Below are 5,510 nucleotides of genomic sequence, written 5' to 3'. Positions count from 1 at the left end.
CCCAGCACCGCCGTCACAACCGCCCAGGTCTGAAGAGATGCCCGCGACTGTCCGGCTTGCGGGTTGCCGACCGTGACGATCACGGTCACCGCAGCCGTCAGCACGACGGCCCAGACCCACTCCCGGCCGCTCACGGCGCGGTCGGACAAGCGGGCGCTGATCGGCAGCGCGAACAGCAGCGAAAGCACCAGCAGGGCCTGCACCAGCAGCACCGAACCCTGGTCCAGCGCGGCCGCCTGCAAGGCGATGCTGGCGATCAACAGCAGGGCTCCCCACCGCCACCGTCGATTACCCAGCAGCTTGGCGAACAGCTCGATGTTGCTCCTGGTTGTGTCGGTGATCCGGTGCGCCGCGCGTTGCTGCAGCACGTCGCCGAGCGCAACGCACAGCGCAGCACCCAGGGCGAACAGAGCGGCGATTTCCATCTTGGCCATCAGCATCCTCTGTGTCGATTTCGGTCTGTGTCGATTTCGGTATGGGTCGGTTTCGATGCGGGCACACCGTCTCTGTTCCCCGACTTGGCGAATGCAACACGTGGTGGCGGCATGCGGGCCGCTGCGACGCCGCGCCGCCCGGGCCGGTCGGCGTCCCGATAGCGTGGACAGCTGTGGAGCCTAACCCGCACGCCGCTGCGCTGGTCGGCGAATACCTGCTGCTGGGTTTGCGCTTCGACCGGATCCAGTCCGGCTACGTCGACGCCTTCACCGGCGACCCGGTGCTGCGCCGGGCGGTGGCCGGCGAGCCGGCACCCGATCCGGCCGACCTCGCCCGCCAAGCCGACCGGCTGCGCGCGGCAGTCCCAGATGTGCCGCGGCGTGACGGCTTTGACCAGGCCCGCGCCGACTACCTGGCCGCCCACCTGCGCGCCCTGGCCTGCGCCGGGCGCAGGTTCGCCGGCGAGGCCATCGGCTTCGTCGACGAGGTGCGGGCCTACTTCGACGTCGAGATCGCCAAGGGCGACGCCGACTCCTACCGGCAGGCGCACGCCCGGCTCGACGAGGTGCTGGGCGGCAGCGGCCCGCTGGCCGAGCGGATGGCCGCCCACCGCGCGGCCGACGAGATTCCGCCGCACCGGCTGGCCGAGTGCATCGAGGCGTTCTCCAGCGCGCTGCGCGACCGGGTGCGCGCCGACTACCCTCTGCCCGACACCGAGACCATCGACTACCAGGTCGTGAGCGACAAGCCGTGGTCGGGATTCAACTACTACCTGGGCGACTACCGCTCGACGGTGGCCGTCAACGCCGACGTCCCGCAGCTGATGGCGAACCTGCCCCGGCTGGTCGCCCACGAGTCCTATCCGGGTCACCACACCGAGCACTGCCGCAAGGAGGCCGGGCTGGTCCGGCGAGCGGGCCAAGCCGAACACACCATCTTCTTGGTCAACACCCCGCAGTGCCTGATCGCCGAGGGCCTGGCCGACCTGGCGCTGCACGTGGCGGTCGGGCCGGGCTGGGGCGCCTGGGCCGCCGACATCTACGCCGACCTGGGGTTGCGCTTCGACGGCGAACGAGCCGAGGCGGTGTCGGAGGCGTCCGCGGCGCTGGCCGGTGTGCGTCAGGACGCGGCGCTGATGCTGCACGACGAGCACCGCGACGCCGACGAGGTGACCGACTTCCTGCGGCGCTGGCTGCTGCTGCCCGACGCCCGCGCCGCCCAGATGATGCGGTTTCTGTCCTCGCCGCTGTGGCGCGCTTACACCAGCACCTACGTGGAGGGCTACCGGTTGCTGCGGCGCTGGCTCGACGACCGGCCAGCCGGTGTCGGCCTGACCGAGCGGTTCGGGCGCCTGCTCGACGAGCCGGTGGTTGCGTCGAATCTGCACCGATAGACTTGCGCGCGTGACCGCCGCACCCCACACCCACGCCGCCACCTCCGTGATGTCGGCCCCGCTGGCCGAGGTCGACCCCGACATCGCCGACCTGCTGGCCAAGGAGCTGGGCCGCCAGCGCGACACGCTGGAGATGATCGCCTCGGAGAACTTCGTCCCGCGCTCGGTGCTGCAGGCCCAGGGCAGCGTGCTGACCAACAAGTACGCCGAGGGGCTGCCGGGGCGCCGTTACTACGGCGGCTGCGAACACGTCGACGCCGTGGAGAACATCGCCCGCGACCGGGCCAAGGCGCTGTTCGGCGCGGAGTTCGCCAACGTCCAGCCGCACTCGGGCGCGCAGGCCAACGCCGCGGTGCTGGCGGCGCTGATGACTCCCGGTGAGCGCCTGCTGGGCCTGGACCTGGCCAACGGCGGGCATCTGACCCACGGCATGCGGTTGAACTTCTCGGGCAAGCTGTACGAGACCGGCTTCTACGGCGTGGACCCGACGACGCACCTGATCGACATGGACTCGGTTCGGGATCAAGCGCGGGCCTTCCGCCCGAAGGTGATCATCGCCGGCTGGTCGGCGTACCCGCGGATCCTCGACTTCGCGGCGTTCGCCTCGATCGCCGACGAGGTGGGGGCGGTGCTGTGGGCGGACATGGCGCATTTCGCCGGCCTGGTCGCCGCCGGCCTGCACCCGTCCCCGGTGCCGCACGCCGGCGTGGTGTCCACCACCGTGCACAAGACGCTCGGCGGCGCGCGCTCCGGGTTGATCCTGGGCCGCCAGGAGTTCGCCAAGGCGATCAACTCCGCGGTGTTCCCCGGCCAGCAGGGCGGGCCGCTGATGCACGTGATCGCCGGCAAGGCCGTCGCGCTCAAGATCGCCGGCACACCGGAGTTCGCCGAACGCCAGCAGCGCACGCTGTCCGGGGCGAAGATCATCGCCGAGCGGCTGCTGGCCGGCGACGTCGCCGACGCCGGGGTGTCGGTGGTCAGCGGCGGCACCGACGTCCACCTGGTGCTGGTCGACCTGCGCGACTCGCCGCTGGACGGCCGGGCCGCCGAGGACCTGCTGCACGTGATCGGCATCACGGTCAACCGCAACGCCGTCCCCAACGACCCGCGGCCGCCGATGGTGACGTCGGGCCTGCGGGTCGGTACCCCCGCTCTGGCGACCCGCGGGTTCGGCGACGACGAGTTCGGCGAGGTCGCCGACATCATCGCCACCGCGCTGGCGGCCGGCTCGGGGGCCGACGTGGCCGGGCTGCGAGACCGGGTGACCCGGTTGGCCCGGACTTTCCCGCTCTACGAGGGGCTCGAGGACTGGAAGCTGGTCGACGGCTGACACGCGGCCGGCGAGGTTCACAACACATGTGAACCTCGGTTACAGTTACTGCATGGCACAGAAACCTGTCCCCAACGCGTTGACGCTTGAACTCGAGCCGGTCGTCGGGCAGAACCTGGACCGTCACCTCACCACCGAGGACCTCTGGTTCGCCCACGACTATGTGCCGTTCGACCAGGGCGAGAACTTCGCTTTCCTCGGCGGGCGGGACTGGGACCCCTCGACGGTGACGCTGCCCCGGGTGGTCACCGACGCCTGCGAGATCCTGCTGATCACCAAGGACAACCTGGCCGGCCGGCACCGCGAGCTCGTCGAGCACTTCATCCTGGAGCAGATGTGGGGCCAGTGGCTGGGCCGGTGGACCGCCGAGGAGCACCTGCACGCCATCGCGCTGCGCGAATACCTCGTGGTGACCCGCGAGGTCGACCCGACCGCCAACGAGCAGGTGCGTGTCGAGCACGTGGTGAAGGGCTACCGGGCCGACCGGTACAGCCAGGTCGAGACGTTGGTCTACATGGCGTTCTTCGAGCGCGCGCACGCGGTGTTCTGCCGCAACCTGGCCGCGCAGATCGAGGAGCCGGTGCTCGCCGGTCTCATCGGGCGGATCGCCAAGGACGAAGAGCGCCACGAGGAATTCTTCGCCAACCTCGTCGCGCATTGCCTGTCCTACACCCACGATGAGACGGTCGCCGCGATCGCCGCGCGGGCGGCCGAGCTCGACGTCGTCGGTGCTGATATCGACGCATATCGCGACAAGGTGCAGAAAATGGCTGATGCCGGGATCTTCGGCGCCGAGCAGCTGCGCGAGGTGATCTGCGACCGCATCACTGCGTGGGGTGTGGCCGAGGCGCCCGAGCTGGCGCGGTTCGTCACGCCGTAGACCCCGGCGCGCCTGCACGGCGGGCATGCGCTGATGCGAGTAGCGTCGCGATCGATGGCTAGCAACATGCGCTGCTGTCTCGACGGCACCACGTGTAACGACGACAGGACCGGCCCCGGTCCTGGTGCCGCAGCCCCCGCCGACACCTCCGCGTGGGGCCGCGCGGCTCGAGGAGCCCTCCGTGACCGATATCCGGACGTATGTGCTGGACACCTCGGTGCTGTTGTCCGACCCGTGGGCGTGCATCCGGTTCGCCGAACACGAGGTGGTCGTCCCGCTGGTCGTGATCAGCGAGCTGGAGGCCAAACGCCATCACCACGAGCTGGGCTGGTTCGCTCGCCAGGCGCTGCGTCTGTTCGACGACCTCCGGCTTGAACACGGTCGCCTCGACCAGCCTTTTTCCGTTGGCACACAAGGCGGTACGCTGCACGTCGAACTCAACCACAGCGACCCGGCGGTGTTGCCCGCAGGCTTCCGCACCGACAGCAACGACTCCCGCATCTTGAGCTGCGCGGCCAACCTGGCCGCCGAAGGCAAGCGAGTCACGTTGGTGAGCAAGGACATTCCGCTGCGCGTGAAAGCCGGCGCGGTGGGTCTGGCCGCCGACGAATACCACGCCCAGGACGTCGTCACCTCCGGGTGGACCGGGATGGCCGAGATCGAGGCCACCGCCGAGGACATCGACGCGTTGTTCGCCGACGGCGAGATCGACCTGGGTTCAGCCCGGGAACTGCCCTGCCACACCGGGATTCGGTTGCTCGGCGGCAGCTCGCACGCGCTCGGTCGGGTCAACGCGCATAAACGCGTACAGCTGGTACGCGGTGACCGTGAGGCATTCGGGCTGCACGGCCGCTCCGCCGAGCAGCGGGTGGCGCTGGACCTGCTGCTCGACGAGTCGGTGGGTATCGTGTCGCTGGGCGGCAAGGCCGGCACCGGGAAGTCGGCACTGGCGCTGTGCGCCGGGCTGGAGGCCGTGCTGGAGCGGCGGACCCACCGCAAGGTGATGGTGTTCCGCCCGCTGTACGCCGTCGGCGGCCAGGATCTGGGCTACCTGCCCGGCAGCGAGAGCGAGAAGATGGGGCCGTGGGCGCAGGCCGTCTTCGACACGCTGGAGGGCCTGGCCAGCCCGGCGGTGCTCGACGAGGTGCTCTCGCGGGGCATGCTCGAGGTGCTGCCGCTGACCCACATTCGCGGCCGCTCCCTGCACGACTCGTTCGTCATCGTCGACGAGGCGCAGTCGCTGGAACGCAACGTGCTGCTGACCGTGCTGTCCCGGCTGGGCGCCGGGTCGCGGGTGGTGTTGACCCACGACGTCGCGCAGCGCGACAACCTGCGTGTCGGCCGTCACGACGGGGTGGTGGCGGTGATCGAGAAGCTCAAGGGCCACCCGCTGTTCGCGCATATCACGCTGCTGCGCAGCGAACGCTCGCCGATCGCTGCGCTGGTCACCGAGATGTTGGAGGAGATCAGCC

Annotated in this window: 5 protein-coding genes; 4 read left to right on the top strand and 1 reads right to left on the bottom strand. The window is 70.0% G+C overall.

The genetic code is table 11. The annotated features are described in order from the left end of the window. Positions 1-434 (bottom strand): DMT family transporter (locus ABDW21_RS15695; RefSeq protein WP_343710701.1); only part of this gene is annotated, 434 nt, incomplete at its 3' end. A 173-nt stretch (positions 435-607) separates the two neighbouring features. Between ABDW21_RS15695 and ABDW21_RS15690 the strand changes: the two genes are divergently transcribed. The 4 genes from ABDW21_RS15690 to ABDW21_RS15675 form a co-directional block, all read left to right on the top strand. Beyond that, complete coding sequence (locus ABDW21_RS15690) at positions 608-1,828, top strand: DUF885 domain-containing protein (RefSeq protein WP_343600771.1); 1,221 nt, start codon at positions 608-610, stop codon at positions 1,826-1,828. Positions 1,829-1,877: 49 nt separating this feature from the next. Then, positions 1,878-3,158 carry a serine hydroxymethyltransferase gene (glyA, locus tag ABDW21_RS15685; protein ID WP_343710702.1) on the top strand — a complete coding sequence of 427 codons (1,281 nt, stop codon included), beginning with the start codon at positions 1,878-1,880 and terminating at the stop codon, positions 3,156-3,158. Between the two features lie 52 nt (positions 3,159-3,210). Next, on the top strand, positions 3,211-4,038 hold the full coding sequence (locus tag ABDW21_RS15680; protein ID WP_343710700.1) for an acyl-ACP desaturase: 828 nt from the start codon (positions 3,211-3,213) through the stop codon (positions 4,036-4,038). Between the two features lie 181 nt (positions 4,039-4,219). Next, positions 4,220-5,510, top strand: a 1,291-nt coding sequence (locus ABDW21_RS15675) for a PhoH family protein (RefSeq protein WP_343710699.1), incomplete at its 3' end; no start/stop codon positions are given.

It is taken from the genome of Mycobacterium sp. (assembly GCF_039583805.1).
GTDB lineage: Bacteria > Actinomycetota > Actinomycetes > Mycobacteriales > Mycobacteriaceae > Mycobacterium.
The sequence above is the reverse complement of the archived record's forward strand: the minus strand, read 5'-3'. Positions and strand labels throughout refer to the sequence as shown.